The organism is Nocardiopsis sp. NPDC101807 (assembly GCF_044766605.1).
In the GTDB taxonomy this organism is placed as follows: Bacteria; Actinomycetota; Actinomycetes; order Streptosporangiales; family Streptosporangiaceae; genus Nocardiopsis; species Nocardiopsis tropica.
This window is the reverse complement of record NZ_JBIWMK010000001.1, coordinates 1,041,903-1,057,459: the sequence shown is the minus strand read 5'-3', so window position 1 is coordinate 1,057,459 and position 15,557 is coordinate 1,041,903. Positions and strand designations below refer to the sequence as shown.

General features: G+C 74.1%; 11 protein-coding genes. 8 read left to right on the top strand and 3 right to left on the bottom strand.

The features are described from left to right. Window positions 1-19: 19 nt before the first annotated feature. Window positions 20-721, top strand: coding sequence for a dethiobiotin synthase (gene bioD, locus ACIRPH_RS04540; protein ID WP_402909075.1), 702 nt, complete (start codon window positions 20-22; stop codon window positions 719-721). A 56-nt stretch (window positions 722-777) separates the two neighbouring features. Here the strand turns inward: bioD and ACIRPH_RS04535 are convergent, their stop codons facing one another. Then, window positions 778-1,296, bottom strand: coding sequence for a DUF3291 domain-containing protein (locus ACIRPH_RS04535; protein WP_402909072.1), 519 nt, complete (start codon window positions 1,294-1,296; stop codon window positions 778-780). An 80-nt stretch (window positions 1,297-1,376) separates the two neighbouring features. Here ACIRPH_RS04535 and ACIRPH_RS04530 point away from each other — a divergent pair, with 80 nt between their 5' ends. Continuing rightward, window positions 1,377-2,852, top strand: a complete 1,476-nt coding sequence (locus ACIRPH_RS04530; RefSeq protein WP_402909069.1) for a PLP-dependent aminotransferase family protein — start codon at window positions 1,377-1,379, stop codon at window positions 2,850-2,852. Window positions 2,853-2,940: 88 nt separating this feature from the next. On the opposite strand, the gene ACIRPH_RS04525 is transcribed toward ACIRPH_RS04530, so the two are convergent. After that, entirely contained in the window at window positions 2,941-3,555 is a 615-nt protein-coding gene (locus ACIRPH_RS04525; protein WP_402909066.1) for a superoxide dismutase, read from the bottom strand. A gap of 478 nt (window positions 3,556-4,033) precedes the next feature. On the opposite strand from ACIRPH_RS04525, the gene ACIRPH_RS04520 reads away from it, so the two are divergent. From ACIRPH_RS04520 to ACIRPH_RS04495, 6 genes are all read left to right on the top strand, one after another. After that, complete coding sequence (locus ACIRPH_RS04520; protein WP_402909064.1) at window positions 4,034-6,091, top strand: acyltransferase family protein; 2,058 nt, start codon at window positions 4,034-4,036, stop codon at window positions 6,089-6,091. 290 nt (window positions 6,092-6,381) lie between these two features. Next, window positions 6,382-7,431, top strand: coding sequence for a class I SAM-dependent methyltransferase (locus ACIRPH_RS04515; protein ID WP_402909061.1), 1,050 nt, complete (start codon window positions 6,382-6,384; stop codon window positions 7,429-7,431). Between the two features lie 46 nt (window positions 7,432-7,477). After that, window positions 7,478-9,490, top strand: coding sequence for a glycosyl transferase family 2 (locus ACIRPH_RS04510; protein ID WP_402909058.1), 2,013 nt, complete (start codon window positions 7,478-7,480; stop codon window positions 9,488-9,490). Beyond that, entirely contained in the window at window positions 9,487-11,148 is a 1,662-nt protein-coding gene (locus ACIRPH_RS04505) for a glycosyltransferase (RefSeq protein WP_402909056.1), read from the top strand. Before ACIRPH_RS04510 ends, ACIRPH_RS04505 begins: the two co-directional genes overlap by 4 nt. Window positions 11,149-11,301: 153 nt before the next feature. After that, complete coding sequence (locus tag ACIRPH_RS04500; RefSeq protein WP_402909053.1) at window positions 11,302-13,332, top strand: glycosyltransferase; 2,031 nt, start codon at window positions 11,302-11,304, stop codon at window positions 13,330-13,332. Beyond that, a complete protein-coding gene (locus ACIRPH_RS04495; protein ID WP_402909051.1) occupies window positions 13,329-15,014 on the top strand; it encodes a glycosyltransferase in 1,686 nt (561 codons plus the stop codon). The genes ACIRPH_RS04500 and ACIRPH_RS04495 overlap by 4 nt, the downstream gene beginning before the upstream one ends. A gap of 70 nt (window positions 15,015-15,084) precedes the next feature. Here ACIRPH_RS04495 and ACIRPH_RS04490 read toward each other — a convergent pair whose 3' ends face one another. Then, window positions 15,085-15,540: a MaoC family dehydratase gene (locus ACIRPH_RS04490; protein WP_402909049.1), complete on the bottom strand. Its 456-nt coding sequence runs from the start codon at window positions 15,538-15,540 to the stop codon at window positions 15,085-15,087. Window positions 15,541-15,557: the final 17 nt, after the last annotated feature.

The window sequence follows — 15,557 nt, the reverse complement described above, 5'->3', positions numbered from 1 at the left end:
GGGAGAGAGCGTGGTGCCGGTGAGCGTCCTGATGGTGACAGGAACCGGTACGGAGGTCGGCAAGACCGTGGTCACGGCCGCCGTGGCCGCGCTGGCGCGGGCCGCCGGGCGTCGGGTGGCCGTGCTCAAGCCCGCCCAGACCGGGGTGGGGCCGGCCGAACGGGGTGACGTGGACGTGGTCGCCGGCCTCGTGCCCGGAGTGACCACCGTCGAGCTGGCCCGCTACCCCGACCCCCTGGCGCCCGCCACGGCCGCCGCGCGCTGCGGGGCGCCCGCCGTCCGGGCCGAACACGTGGCGGACGCGGTGTGGGAACTGCTGGGGGACCACGAACTGGTGCTGGTCGAGGGGGCCGGCGGGCTCCTGGTCCGGCTGAACGCCGAGGGCCAGACCCTCGCCGACGCAGCCGTGCTGCTGTCCGCGCCCGTGCTCGTGGTCGCCCGGCCGGACCTGGGAACGCTGAACGCGACCGCGCTGACCGGCGAGGCGCTGCGCACGCGGGGGCTGCACCCGGCGGGCGTCGTGGTGGGGTCCTGGCCGGAGCGGCCGGACCTGGCGATGCGGTGCAACCTCACCGATCTGCCCGGGATGGGGGCGGGGCCGCTGGAGGGGGCGGTGCCGGAGAGCACCGGCGGCCTGGACCCGGCCGGGTTCGCCGAGGTGGCGAGCCGCTCCCTTGCGCCAGGACTGGGCGGGACCTGGACGGTGGAGGGGGTGCGCTGACCGCGCAGGGCCCTCCCGCCGCCGCAGGCCCGCGCCGGTCCGTGCGACGCGGGCCGTCAGGCCGGGGCGGGGACCGGGGAGGCGAGTGTGAACGCGTGCGGACGCGGACCGTGCTCGCGCAGGTGCTCCGCGCGGGCCGCGGCCTCCTCCGCGGTCACCGCGGCGCCGTCCGCCGCCCACCACAGCACGCGTCCGACCCGGGGGAAGCCGCCGGTCAGCGCGCGGAAGTCCAGGAGGTCGCCGTGGGACGCCTCCACGAACTCCCGCAGGTCCGTCGGTGAGCGCCACAGCGCGATGACGTGTATGCGGTCCCCTCCGTCGGAGAAGTGGACCTCTTGCGGGGCGCCGCTTCCCTCGGCGGCCCGCTTCCGCATGGCGGCGGCGAGCGGGGCGAGGTACCGGCGGTCGCCCCGGATCGTGCGCGACTCGGCCAGGAGCGGCCGTCCCTCACGGAGACCCCGTGCTATCGGGGTTCGGTGCGGTGTACGCGGGTGGTCGGCGACGGTGCGGGGGCGCTGGGCGAGGAGGTTCACGACGACTCCGATCGAGAAGTGGACCTCGATGAAGCGGTCCACTTTGGCTCTGGTGGTGCTCTGTTCTCCAATGCCATTATGGAAGTCCCGGGGCCTTCCCCACAGATCCAATGGAGCGGAAAATGGACTCTTCGCGGAAGCCCGCCGAACTCGCCGACATCCTCGGCGCCTGGTCCCGGGGGGAGGGCCCCCTCTACCGGCGCCTCGCGGACTCCCTGCGCGATCTCGTGGCCCAGGGCACCCTGGCGCCGAACGAGCGCCTTCCCTCGGAGCGGGTCCTCGCCGCCGGGCTCAGGGTCAGCCGTACGACGGTGGTCTCCGCCTACGACTCCCTGCGCTCGGAGGGACTGCTCGAGAGCAGGCAGGGCAGCGGCACCCGGATCAGCGGCAGGGTCGCGCCCGTGCGCCCGGACGGCTGGAGCCGCACCGGCAGCGTCAACGCCATGTACCGCAACCTCTTCCACAGCGACGAGGGGCTCATCTCGGCCGCCTGCCTCCACACCCCCGCCCTGGGCGGGGTGGAGACGGCCGTCCGCCGGGTCGTCGCCGAGGACCTGCCGTCGCTCATGGCCGAGAGCACGTACCACCCGCGCGGGCTGCCCGCGCTGCGCCAGGCCGTCGCCGACCACTACTGCCGCCTGGACCTGCCGACGACCCCGGACCAGATCGTGGTCACCACCGGCGCCCACCAGGCCGTCAACCTGGTCTCGCAGCTCTACCTCCGCGAGGGGTCGCCCGTGGTGGTGGAGGACCCCAGCTTCGCGGGCTGCCTGGACCTGATGGCGGACCGGGGCGCCGAGTTCCTGCCGGTGCCCCTGGACGACCAGGGCATCGACGGGGCGGGCGTGCGCCGGGCGGTGGCCGAGCACGCGCCCCACCTGGTCTACGTCATGCCCTCGTACCACAACCCCACGGGCACGATGATGTCCGTGGCGCGCCGCCGGGAGCTGGGCGAGCTGTCCGCCCGCCACGGGGTGCCGATCCTGGAGGACGCCGCCTACACCGGACTGCGCGCCCCCGACGAGCCCTCCCCCCTGGCCGCGTACGCCCCGCGGGGGGCCGAGGTCATCAGCGTCGACTCCCTGTCCAAGGTCTCCTGGGCGGGGCTCCGGGTGGGCTGGCTGCGCGCCCCGGCCGAGATGGCGCTGCGCCTCAGCCGCCGCAAGGTCCTCGCGGACCTTGCCAGCCCCCTCCTGGACCAGGCGGTGGCCGTGCGTCTGCTGGAGGACTACGCCGGCCTCGCCCGTGAGCGCTCGGAGATGGTGCGCGGGGCCCTCGACCACATGGAGGGGCTGCTCCGCGAGGCCCTGCCCGACTGGGAGTGGAGGCGTCCGGACGGGGGCGCCGCCCTGTGGGTGCGCCTGCCCGGCGAGGACTCCCGCGCCTACGCCCAGGTCGCGCTCTGCCACGACGTGGAGCTGGTGCCGGGCCCCACCATGTCGGCGTCCCGCGAGGGCCGGCACGCGGAGTACTTCCGGCTCCCCGTGGCCTTCGACGCCGGGACCCGGGAGGAACTGGTCTGGCGGCTCTCCCGGGCCTGGCGGGAGTTCCGCCGGCACGGTCCGGTGGCGAAGGACCCCGTACGGCTCGTGGTCTGACCGCGGCCCGGCCCGGGCGCACGCGGGGGCGGCACCACCGGTGTGGTGCCGCCCCTCGCACTGCCCCGGCCGCGCCGCGGAGGAGGCCCTAGCCCAGCTGGACCTTGCGGGCGGCGTCGAAGCGCTCCTGGACGTCGGCCCAGTTGACCACGTTCCAGAACGCCTTGACGTACTCGGCCTTCACGTTCTTGTACTGGAGGTAGAAGGCGTGCTCCCACATGTCCAGCATCAGCAGCGGCTGGGTGGTGACCGGGCTGTTCGCCTGCTGGTCGTACAGCTGCTCGACGATCAGCCGCTGACCCAGGGTGTCCCAGGCCAGGATCGCCCAGCCCGAGCCCTGGAGGCCGGAGGCCGCGGCGCCGAAGTGCGCGCGGAAGGCGTCGAACGAGCCGAACTGGTCGGCGATGGCCGCGCCCAGCTCGCCCTCGGGCTTGTCGCCGCCCTCGGCGGACAGGTTCTTCCAGAAGATGCTGTGGTTGACGTGGCCGCCCAGGTGGAACGCCAGGTTCTTCTCGTGCAGGTTCACGGTGGCGTAGTCACCGGACTCGCGAACCTCCGCCAGCTTCTCCAGAGCGGTGTTGGCACCGGTGACGTAGGCAGCGTGGTGCTTGTCGTGGTGCAGCTCCATGATCTGGCCGGAGATCCACGGCTCCAGGGCCGCGTAGTCGTAGGGCAGTTCGGGAAGCGTGTATGGCGCAGACATCTCTGACGCACCTTTCCAGGAACGGGGCTCGTCGTGTTCAGCAGCGATGGGATCGCCTAGGCAGCAAGCTATCAGCCGGGCGGCAGGACACCGGGTGTCAGGCTCTTTACACTCCGGCCGGGGAATAAACCGCGCTCCGCGCCCCCGCGCGACACCGCCGCGCCGCGGTCCGCCGGTGCTGCCCGCGGCGGATCCCCTACCGCCCTTCCCCACGAGACCCGTCCACAATCATCGCCTTCGTGGCGGAAACGCCCGTCCAGTCCGCTCCGGCCGACGCAGAGGGGTTCCCTCCCGGGTTTCCGCGCCCACGGCCGGGAGCCGCCACGAGTGTCGGCGGGCCGTTGGCCGCGCGTTCTCCGTCCATTCACCGGAGGGGTGTCAAAATCGGCGATGATTCAGCGCCGAATTCGAGGGACCGAACCCGCTCCGCGTCTCGTTCGGTGAAAACCTTCCTATTCTCCGAGGCCGTTCACCACTCATGTCCGTCTCAGCGGCTGGGGCCTCCGCGCCCGCCACCACGAACACGTTCTCCAGCGAGCCGTCGGGCACGCGAAAGGGCGTAGGATTCCGCCCCGAGATCGAGGGGCTGCGCGCCGTCGCGGTACTCCTCGTGGCCTTCTACCACGTCTGGTTCGGCCGGGTCTCCGGCGGTGTGGACGTGTTCCTGCTCCTCACGGGCTTCCTCATCACGGGGTCGCTGGTCAGGGGGCTGGAGCGCGACGGCCGCATCCGGCTCGCCGCCTTCTGGACCAGACTGGCGCGCAGACTCACCCCGGCGGCGGCCGTCGTGCTCGCCGCGACCCTCGCCGCCACCTGGCTGTGGCTGCCGCGCTCGCGGTGGACCGACGTGATCGCGCAGGTCAGAGCCGCCGCGCTCTACCACGAGAACTGGGCCCTGGCCCGGGCCGCGGTGGACTACCTCGCCCGGGAGGCCGCGGTCAGCCCGGTCCAGCACTTCTGGTCGCTGTCGATCCAGGGCCAGTTCTACCTGCTCTGGCCGCTCCTGCTGGGGCTGACCGCCCTGGTCGCGGCCCGGCTCCGCGTACGGCCGGACCTGGCCTTCACCGCGGTCGTGGGCCTGGTGTTCGCCGCCTCCCTGGCCTACTCGGTGTGGATCACCGGGACCAACCAGGCCTGGGCGTACTTCGACACCGGCGCCCGCCTGTGGGAGCCCGCCCTGGGCGGGCTGCTCGCCCTCGTCGTCCACCGGATCGACCTGCCCGTGCGCCTGCGGGTCGTCCTGGGGTGGGCGGGCCTGCTCGCGCTCGTCTCCTGCGGGGTCCTCCTCCAGGTCTCCACGCTCTTCCCCGGCTACGTCGCCCTGTGGCCGACCGGCGCCGCGGTCATGGTGGTCCTGGCCGGCTCCGGGACGCGGTTCGGCGCGGACCGGCTGCTCACCTGGAGGCCGCTCACGGCCCTGGGCGCGCTGTCCTACCCCTTCTACCTCTGGCACTGGCCGGTCCTGGTCTGCTACCTGGCCGTGACCGACCGCTCCCTGGCGACCCCCCTCGGAGGGGCGTTCGTGCTCGTGTCGTCCCTGCTCCTGGCCCTGGTCACCTCCAAGGCCGTCGAGGGTGGGGTCGAACGCCTGACCAGGGCGCCCGGACGGCGCTCCCCGGCCTGGTCCCTGGGGGTGGCCGCGGCCCTGCTCGCCCCCGTGCTGGCCGCGACGGCACTGTGGTCGGGCCGGATCGAGGAGGAGCAGCAGGCCCGCGCGGAGGAGGTGCGCACACCCGCCTACTACCCCGGGGCCCGGCTGGCGGTCGACCCGTCCCTGGTGCTCCAGGAGATGCCGGTGCGCCCCGACCCCGCGGACGCGAGCCAGGACCTGTCCCCCCACCACGCCCGGGGCTGCCACGTGCCGCTCACGCGGAGCGAGGTCACGGTGTGCGACGTCGGACCGGCCGACGCCGAGCACACCCTGGCCCTGGTGGGCGCGTCCCGGGTCGCGCACTGGTACCCGTCGGTCCTGGAGGCGGCCGCGGACAACGGGTGGAGGCTGCTGTCCTTCACCAAGAGCGGCTGCCAGTTCAGCACCGGCCCCCACAGCCGGGGCGGGGAGCCCTTCCCCGAGTGCGAGGCGTGGAACGCCGAGGCCATGGAGATCCTGGAACGGGAGCGGCCCGACGCCGTGTTCACCTCCTCCACCCGGGCCAGCCCGGCGGGGGAGCGGGTCCACGAGGGGTTCGTGGAGCGCTGGCGGCAGCTGGACGCGCTCGGCATCGACGTCATCGGCATGCGCGACCTGCCCCGCCGCGACACCGCGGGGGCCGAGTGCGTGGAGAGCCGCCCCCTGGAGGAGTGCGTGTCCCCGGCCGCCCACAGCCAGGCCGCCGCCGACCCGGCCGCGGCCGCGGACCTGCCGGGCAACGTCACGACCGTGGACCTCACCGAGTACGTGTGCCCGGCAGGGCGGTGCGAAGCCGTCATCGGGAACGTCCTGGTGTTCTGGGACCACTCCCACATGACCGCCACCTACTCCGCGACCCTCGCCCCGGTGATGGACGAGGCCCTGCGCGGCGCCACCGGATGGTGACCGCCCCTCCGGCGAGAAGGGTACAGATACGCAGGAATGAGGAAATGGTGATGGAAAGGTGAACAGGAGGAGAATTGAGCGTCCTGCGGGTTTCGATTCGACTCACGGGCATCTCGCCGTCGACGTGAAGGGCTAGTCTCGAAAACGCTTGATCCGTTTGTCGATCCTCCTCCCGTAACAGCGTTCGGAACCGGTCGTTCCGTGTGGAGAAAGCCGATCGTCCCCCTCTGTGTCCCCCTCGGTTCACCCTTGCGGTGCCGGGCCGCCAACTCCCGTGGAGGTACCCGCCCATGCGGTCGCTTCGCAGCCGTCTCCGTCCGATCCTGGCCATCGGCGCGGTCGGCGGTGCCGCCGTCCTCGCCGTCCCCGTGGTCCTGGGGTTCCTCGGCCTGATCCGGTGGGTGGACGCGGCCGTCCTCGTGCTCCTCGGCGCGCTCGGCGGCGCGGTCGCGCTCATGGCCCTGCTCCTCCTCCTGCTGCGCCGCACCGTCAAGGGCCTGTCCGGCTCCGTGTCCACGGCGATGGACACCCACAGCCGCAGGGTCGCGGAGGCGCTGGGCCACGACCGCCTGGAGGCCGCGCACGCGATGGACGGGGTCAAGGAGCGGCTCACGCACCTGCGGGACCACTCCCTCCCCAAGCTGGCGCGCGAGGTCACCCACGCGGTCACCGTGCAGGGACGCAACGACTACGAGCAGCAGGTCGCCTGGACCGAGCTGCGCGAACACCTCGACACCCCGACGTTCATGCCGCCCCTGCGCGGCTGGGCGGCCTCGCCCGACGTCATGCGGCTGCTCGTCCGCGACATCGACCGGCGCCGTCCCGGGCTCGTGGTCGAGTGCGGCAGCGGGTCGTCCAGCGTGTGGATCGGTCACGCGCTGCGGCGCGCGGGCGCGGGCCGCCTCGTGGCCATCGAGCACGACGCCCGCTACGCGGAGCTCAGCCGCGCCCTCGTGGCCTCGCACGGCCTGGAGGACGTGGTGGAGATCCGCACCGCCCCGCTCACCGGGTTCGAGCCCGGTGACGGCGAGGCCGGCGAGGCCGGCGAGGGGGCGGACGGCGGAGTCCGCCGGTGGTACGACACCTCCGTCCTCGCCGACCTGGAGGACATCGGCCTGCTGTTCGTCGACGGGCCGCCGGAGGCCACGGGCTCCCAGGCCCGCTACCCGGCCGTTCCCGTCCTGCTGCCCCGCTGCGCCGAGGACGCCGTGATCGTCCTGGACGACGCCTCCCGCCCCGATGAGCGCGCGCTGGGCGACCGCTGGCTCGCCGAGAACCCCGGTCTGCGCCGCACCGAGGAGGCGGCCGAGAAGGGCGCCCACGTGTTCACCCGCGCCTGAGCCCGCCCCGGCGCCAGACCCACGTCCCCCGAACCGAGGTCGCCAGATGATCACCACCGCCCTCCGCGAGGCCCTGCGTGCCCGCGGGGACGAAACCGCCGTGCTGTGCCACACGGGCGCCGGCGCCCGGGCCGGGCTGGCCGGGCTGCCCACGCGCCCCTCCGACCTCGTCCTCGACCTGGACGCCCACCCCCTGGGCGCGCCGGTGGACCTTCCGGACGGGGAGCGGCCGGAGGCCGGCCTGGTCGCGGTCGTCGCGGCCACCACCACCGACCTGCGCCGCGCGCTGACCACGGCAGTGCACCTGCCCCGGACCGCCCACGTCCTCGTGGCGCTCGTCGCGGTCCCCGGACACCAGGACCCGCCGCTGCCCGCCTCCCCGGGCATGGGGCAGTGGCGGGACCTGGAGGAGGTCCGGGTGCGCAGGGCCGACCGGCAGGGCTGGCTGTGCGAGCTGTACTTCCCCAACGGGGTGGACACCGCCGAGGTCCTCGACGCGGTCCTGCACGGGACCCGGGGACGCCGCCGGGGGCCCGCGGTCGCCCCCCTGGCCGCGCTCTCCGGACCGGAGGGGGCCCTGTGGAGGCCGGGTGACACCGGCGCCGCCGGGGTCCCCGCGTCCGGGCCGGTCCCGCTGCGCCGCGTCACCCCCGTCGCCGACCTCGCCCTGCGGACGACCGCCGGACGCGGACGCGCCGGCTGGGAGGACGCGGCCGTGCCCGCCCTGGACCGCGCCACCACCGGTGCGGACGCCTGGGCGGACCTGGCGGGCGAGAACGGCCACGCCCGCCTGCGCGAGGCGCGCTCGGCCGCCGGGCCGGACCCCGTGTCCGCGATCGCCCCCGTGGACGAGCTGTCCGTCAACCCCGTCGGCTTCACCAAGGCCGAGAAGGGCCCCCTCGGCGACCTCACCGCCCACGGCGACCGCGCGGTCGTGCGCGCCGGGGACAAGGTCCTGGTCGACGTCGCGCCGGACGGCACCGTCACCGACGTCGACCTGGCCCGCCTGCGCCACCTGCGCGGGGTCCGGGTGGACTGGTCCGGGCACACCGGCCCCTCGGCGGCCGTGCGCGCCGTCGCCTCGCTGGCCGCCGGAGGGGTCCCCCTGCTCAGCGGGCCCGTGCCCGCGTGGGCGGCCGGTCTGGGCCGGCCGCTCGGCGACCTCCTCCGGGGAGCCGCCGACGCCGACCTCACCGACCGGCTCCGGCGGGAGGAGCACAGCGTCCGGCTGCGCCGCGCCGCGCTGCGCACCCACGGCCTGCGCACCCGCTGGAGGTCGCTGGCGGCCGAGGCGGGCGTGCCCGTCCCGCCCGACCCCCGGATCTCGGTCATCCTGTGCACCCGCCGACCCGAGATGGTCGGTTTCGCCCTCGCCCAGATCGCCCGGCAGCGCGGTGTGGACCTGGAGGTGGTGCTGACCCTGCACGGCTTCCCCGCCGACCTGCCGGGGGTGGCCGCCGCCGTAGCCGAGGCCGCCGCGACCGGCCTGCGGATCGTGGTGCACGAGGCCGCCGCCGACCAGGTGTTCGGCTCGGTGCTCAACGACTCCGCCGCCCGCGCCTCGGGCGACCTGCTCGCCAAGTGGGACGACGACGACTGGTACGGACCCGACCACCTGGCGGACCTGGCCCTGGCCCGCGCCTACTCCGGCGCGGAGCTGGTCGGGACCGGCCAGGACTTCGTCTACCTCCAGGAGGTGGACGTCACCGTGTGGCGCAGCCGCGAGTCGGAGACGGCAACCAGGTTCATCGCCGGGGGCACCATCCTCACGGACCGGGTGGTGCTGGAGGAGACGGGCGGTTTCCGCCCGCTGCCCCGGGCGATCGACACCCAGCTCCTCCTCGCCGTCACCCGGGGCGGCGGCCGCATCCACCGCACCCACGGACTGGGCTACGTGCTGCGCCGCACGGGCGGCGGACACACCTGGTCCGAGGACATGGCCTACTTCCTGCACAACTACGCCCGGCAGTGGGCCGGCTGGCGGCCCAGCTCCCTCCTGGAGGGCGAGCCCGCGGAGTTCGGCCGGTCCATCACCGAGAACACAGGGGGACAGCGTTGACCACCACAGAGACCGGACACGAACCCGCCGTCGGCGCCGCGGTCGCGGACACCCGCGTGCCACCGCGGCCGGAGGCCGACTTCACGCGGCAGCCCCGCGTCCTGCGCAACGACCACGGCGTCCTCGTTCCGCCGGTTCTGGGGGGGTGGGAGCCGGTGCTGTCGGTGTCGGTGGTGGTTCCGGCGCACGGTCATCCGGAGAAGTTGGCGATGGTGTTGGCGTCGTTGTCGGCGCAGAGTTATCCGTCGCATCTGATGGAGGTGGTGGTGGTGGACGACGGTTCTACGGAGCCGTTGGAGCTGCCGCGGGTGCGTCCGGAGAACACGCGGCTGCTGGTGTCGGCTCCGGGCGGGTGGGGGTCGGGGCACGCCTTCAACACCGGCGTCGCCGCCTCGTCCGGCCAGGTGGTCCTCAGACTCGACGCGGACATGCTGGTGTACCGGGAGCACGTCGAGTCGCAGATGCGGTGGCACCACCTCCTCGACTACGGGGTCGCGATGGGCCACAAGCTGTTCGTGGACTTCGACCCGGAGGCACTGAGCCCGGAGTACGTGGCCGAGCAGGTGCGGGCGGGGCGGGCGGCCGACCTGTTCGACCGGGAGACCGCCGACACGCACTGGGTCGAGCGCCTGATCAACAAGCACGACCGGCTGCGCACCGCCGACCGGCTCTCGTACAAGGTGTTCATCGGGGCCACGGGCTCGCTGCACCGCACCCTGTTCGAGGCGGCGGGCGGGATGGACGCCGACCTGATCCTGGGCGGCGACAGCGAGTTCGCCTACCGGGTGTCGCAGCAGGGCGCCGTGTTCGTCCCCGACCTGGACACCAGCAGCTGGCACCTGGGCCGCTCCCAGATGCAGACCCGCCGCGACGCGGGCACCCGGTACCGCATGCCCTTCGTGGCCAACCGGGTCCCGGACTTCCACCTGCGTCGCAAGCGGCCGGACCGCCAGTGGGAGGTGCCCTTCGCGGACGTCCTCCTGGACGTCGGGGCGCACACGCTGGAGGACGTCGACACCACCGTCTCGGCCCTGCTCGACGGCACGACGCCGGACGTGCGGCTGTGGCTGTGCGGTCCGTGGGGCGTGTTGGACGAGGGGCGGCGGTCCCCGTTGGACGACGAGCGGTTGGACCTGCGCCTGATCCGGGAGACGTTCCGGGGCGATCCGCGGGTGCGCTTCACGGAGGGAGACCCGGAGGAGGACCCGCGGGTGCCCTTCCGGCTCCACGTCCCGGTGGGCGCCGTCCCCACGCCCACGATGGTGGCGGACCTGGTGCGGACCGTGAACGACAAGAAGGCCGGCCTGCTCTGCGCGCCCCTTCCGGGCGCCACGCGGGCGGGGGACGGGGTGCTGCGCCTGGAGCGCACCTCCGCCTTCGCCCGCGCCCGCCACCTGGAGCCCGGAGCGACCGGCGGCGACCTCGACCGGGTGGTCGAGGAGGTCCACACCACCCACTGGATGCCGGGGGAGCCGTTCGTCGTCCGGGAGGCGGAGGAGGAGGCCGGGGCGTCCGACGCCGACGCACTGCGCCGCGAGCTCGCGGAGGCCCGCGCCGAGGTCGGGCGCCAGACGGCCCGGGCCAAGCGCGCGGAGCGCAAGCTCCGCTGGTCGAAGCCGGGGGCGGTGGAGAGGGTGTTGCGCAGGTTCGCGCGCTGACGCCGGGACGGCCCGCGGGGCCGGGAGCCAAACAGTCACGACACGCAGTCATATTTGCACCCAGAGTGATTGTATTGGTTAGTCTGGGACGCAGTGACCGACACGCGTCCGACGGGCTCCCGCCCCGCGCACCCAACCCACCGAGGTCGTCCGATGATCACCTCCGCCATCAGCCAGGCCCTGCGCACACGCGGTGACGAGCGCGCCGTACTCTGCCGGATCGGAGCCGGGGGCGGCCTCCTCGACGAACTCGCCTCCCTGCGGTTGCGGCCCGGAGACCTCCTCCTCGACCTGGGGTCCCACCCGGTGGGGGAGCCGGTGCTCCCCGGCGGAGAGGCCGGTGGGGACGGGGTCCGGCCCGCGGTCGGCCTGGTCGCCGTCGTCGCCGCCAGCCTCACCGACCTGCGCAGGGCGGTGACCCTCGCCGCACACCTGCCCCGGGCCGTCCACCTCCTCGTGGCCGTGGCGCACATCCCCGGCCACCACGGGGTCCTGGCCCCCTCGCCGCCCGGCATCGAGGAGTGGAGCGACCTCCACGAGCTGCGGGTGCGCAGGGCGGAGAAGGGCGGCTGGGTGTGCGAGCTCTTCTTCCCCAGCGGGACCGACGTCGCGCCGGCGCTCGCGGCGGTCTTCCACGGCGGGCGAGGACGCCGGAGAGGCCCCGGGAGCGGGATACGGGCCGGGCTCCACGGACCGCAGGCGCACCTGTGGAGTCCGGGCGACCCGGAGGCCACGCCGGTCGGTCCGGTGGGACCGGTCCCGCTGATCCGGGTCACGCCCGCCGCCGACCTGGTCCTGCGCACGGAGGAGGGCGCCTCCCTGCCGCTGTGGGAGGACGTGGCCGTCCCCGCGCTGGACCGCACCACCACCGGGGCGGACTCGTGGGAGTCCCGGGTCGACACCGACGGACCGGCCGCGTCGCTCAGGGTCCGGGGCCCCGACCCGGTGAGCGCCGTCGCCCCGATCGACGAGCGCCTCGTCAACCCCATGGGTTTCAACAAGAAGACCAAGGGGCCCGTCGCGGACCTGACCGTCGACGGGTCGCGCGCCGTCATCCGCGCCGACGGGGACGTCCTGGTGACCGTGCCCGCCGACGGGGGCCTCACCGACGTCGACCTGCACCGGATCCGTGACCTGCGCGTCGTCCGGGTGGACTGGTCCGGACACGCCGGGCCGGCGGCGGCGGTGAGGGCGGTCGCCTCCCTCGCCGCGGGCGGCGTCCCGCTGGTGAGCGGCCCCGTGCCCGCGTGGGCCGCCGGACTCGGGCAGCCCCTCACCGACCTCCTCACCTCCGTCGCGGAGGAGGACACGCTCGACGGCCTGGCGCGGGAGGAGCACAGCATCCGGTTGCGCCGCGCCGCGCTGCGCGCCCACGGGCGGCGGACCAGGTGGCGCGCACTGGCCGAGGAGGCGGGCATCCCCGTCGTCCCGGACCCGCTGGTCTCCGTGGTCCTGTGCACCCGGCGCCCCGACCTGGTGGGGTTCGCCCTCGCACAGGTGGCCAGGCAGCGCCACGTCAGGTTCGAGGTGGTCCTCGCCCTGCACGGGTTCCCCGCCTCCCTGCCCCCGGTGGAGGAGGCCGTGCGCGGGTTCTCCGCCCTCGGCCACGCGATCACCGTGCACGAGGCGGACGGGGACAAGGTCTTCGGCGCGGTGATGAACGAGGCGGTGGACCGGGCCTCCGGCACGGTCATCGCCAAGTGGGACGACGACGACTGGTACGGCCCCGAACACCTCTCCGACCTGATGCTGTCCAGGGCCTACTCCGGGGCCGACGTCGTGGGCATCAGCCAGAACTTCACCTACCTCCAGGAGCTCGACCTGACCGTGTGGCGCAGCTACCGGTCGGAGTTCCCCAACGCCCAGGTGGTCGGCAGCACGATCCTCACCGACCGCGTGGTGCTGGAGGACGTCGGGGGCTTCCGTCCGCTGCCCCGGGCGATCGACAGCCAGTTCCTGCTCGCCGTACGACAGGTCGGCGGCCGCATCTACCGCACCCACGGTCTCGGGTACCTCCTGCGCAGGGCGGGAGCCGGGCACACGTGGGAGGTGGACCTGGGCTACTTCCTGCGCAACCACACCAAGCAGTGGTCGGGCTGGCGGCCCAACTCCCTCATGGAGGGGGAGGCGGAGCCGCTCGGCCGGGCGGCCCCGCACACCGAGCACTCGGGGGGACAAAGTTGACCACCTCAGACAGCGCCTCCAGCAAGGAGGTACCCGCCGGGCGCAGCGCCGGCGGACCGGAAGGCCAGGGGGCGGCGCCGACCGACCCGGCGCCCGCGGTGCAGCCCAGGCTGTACCGCAACGACTACTCGCCGCTCGTTCCGCCGGTTCTGGGGGGGTGGGAGCCGGTGCTGTCGGTGTCGGTGGTGGTTCCGGCGCACGGTCATCCGGAGAAGTTGGCGATGGTGTTGGCGTCGTTGTCGGCGCAGAGTTATCCGTCGCGCCTGATGGAGGTGGTGGTGGTGGACGACGGTTCCGCGGAGCCGTTGGAGCTGCCGCGGGTGCGTCCGGAGAACACGCGGCTGCTGGTGTCGGCTCCGGGCGGGTGGGGGTCGGGGCACGCCTTCAACACCGGCGTCGCGGCGTCCGAGGGAGCGGTCGTGCTGCGCCTGGACGCGGACATGCTGGTGTACCGGGAGCACGTCGAGTCGCAGATGCGGTGGCACCACCTCCTCGACTACGCCGTGGTCCTGGGGCACAAGCTGTTCGTGGACTTCGACCCGGAGGCACTGGATCCGGAGTACGTGGCCGAGCAGGTGCGGGCGGGGCGGGCGGCCGACCTGTTCGACCGGGAGACCGCCGACACGCACTGGATCGAGGAGGTCGTCGAGCGCACCGACGGCCTGCGCACGGCGCACCACGGGGCCTTCAAGGTGTTCGTCGGGGCCACGGGCTCGCTGCACCGCACCCTGTTCGAGGCGGCGGGCGGGATGGACGCCGACCTCATCCTGGGCGGCGACAGCGAACTGGGGCACCGCCTGGCCCAGCGGGGGGCCGTGTTCGTCCCCGACCCGGACACCAGCAGCTGGCACCTGGGCCGCTCCCAGATGCAGCAGGAGAAGGAGAGGGGCACGCGGTACCGGGGGCCCTACGTCTCCAACCGGGTTCCGGACTTCCACCTGCGCAACAAGCGCCCCGACCGGCAGTGGGAGGTTCCCCGGGCCGACATCGTCCTCGACGTGGCCGAGGCCACCCTGGAGGAGGCGGACACCACCGCCTCCGGCCTGCTGCGGGGCACGACGCCGGACGTACGGCTGTGGCTGCGCGGTCCGTGGGGGGAGTTGGACGAGGGGCGGCGGTCCCCGCTGGACGACGAGCGGTTGGACCTGCGCCTGATCCGGGAGACGTTCCGGGGCGATCCGCGGGTGCGCTTCACCGAGGGAGACCCGGAGGAGGACCCGCGGGTGCCCTTCCGGCTCCACGTCCCCGCCGGGGCGGAACCGCGCGACAACGCCGTCGCGAACCTGGTGGCCCTGCTGGACCGGAGCGGCGACGGCCTGTTCTGCGCGCCCCTTCCGGGCGCCACGCGGGCGGGGGACGGGGTGCTGCGCCTGGAGCGCACCTCCGCCTTCGCCCGCGCCCGCCACCTGGAGCCCGAGGCGGAGCCGAAGGAGCTGGACCAGCTGGTCGAGGAGCTGTTCGGCGTCCAGTGGGCGTCCGCGCAGGCCTTCGTGGTGGCGGACGGGGCCGGTCCCGCGGACGAGGAGCGGACGGAGGACTCCGCCGAGGCGCTCCGCCACCAGCTGAACCAGGCGCGTGCCGAGGCGCAGAGGCTCCGCAGGCGGGCGGAGCGGGCCGAGCGCAAGCTGCGCTGGTTCACCCCCGGCCTGGGGCGCCGCCTCCTGCGCAGGATCGCCCGCTGAGGGTCGCCCGCCGCGCCGGACGCGCCCCGGGCCCCGGGGCGCGTCCGGTCGGACCCCGGGGCCCGCGGGGTCAGGGAACCCAGAGGCCGAGGGACTCGGCGACGAGCGCGGGGCGCTCGGAGCCCTCGATCTCCACGGTGTGCCGGGTGCAGACCAGGTAGCCCTTGGGCGTCTCCTTGACGGAGACGATCTCCACGCCGTCGCGGACGCGGGAGCCGGACGCCACGGGCTGGAGGAACCGCACCTTGTTCAGGCCGTAGTTGACGGACATGCTCGGCTTCTCGGTGACCGAGATGATCGACTGGGAGAAGTGGGCCAGCATCGACAGGGTCAGGAACCCGTGCGCGATGGTGGTGCCGAAGGGGCCGTCGGCCGCCCTCTCCTGGTCGACGTGGATCCACTGGTGGTCCTCGGTCGCGTCGGCGAAGAGGGAGATCCGGTCCTGGCCGATGGTCACCCAGTCGGTGTGTCCCAGGTGCTCGCCCTCGGCTGAGAGCACCTCGTTGATGTCGGCGAATACGCGCACCGCGCCTCCACTGTCAC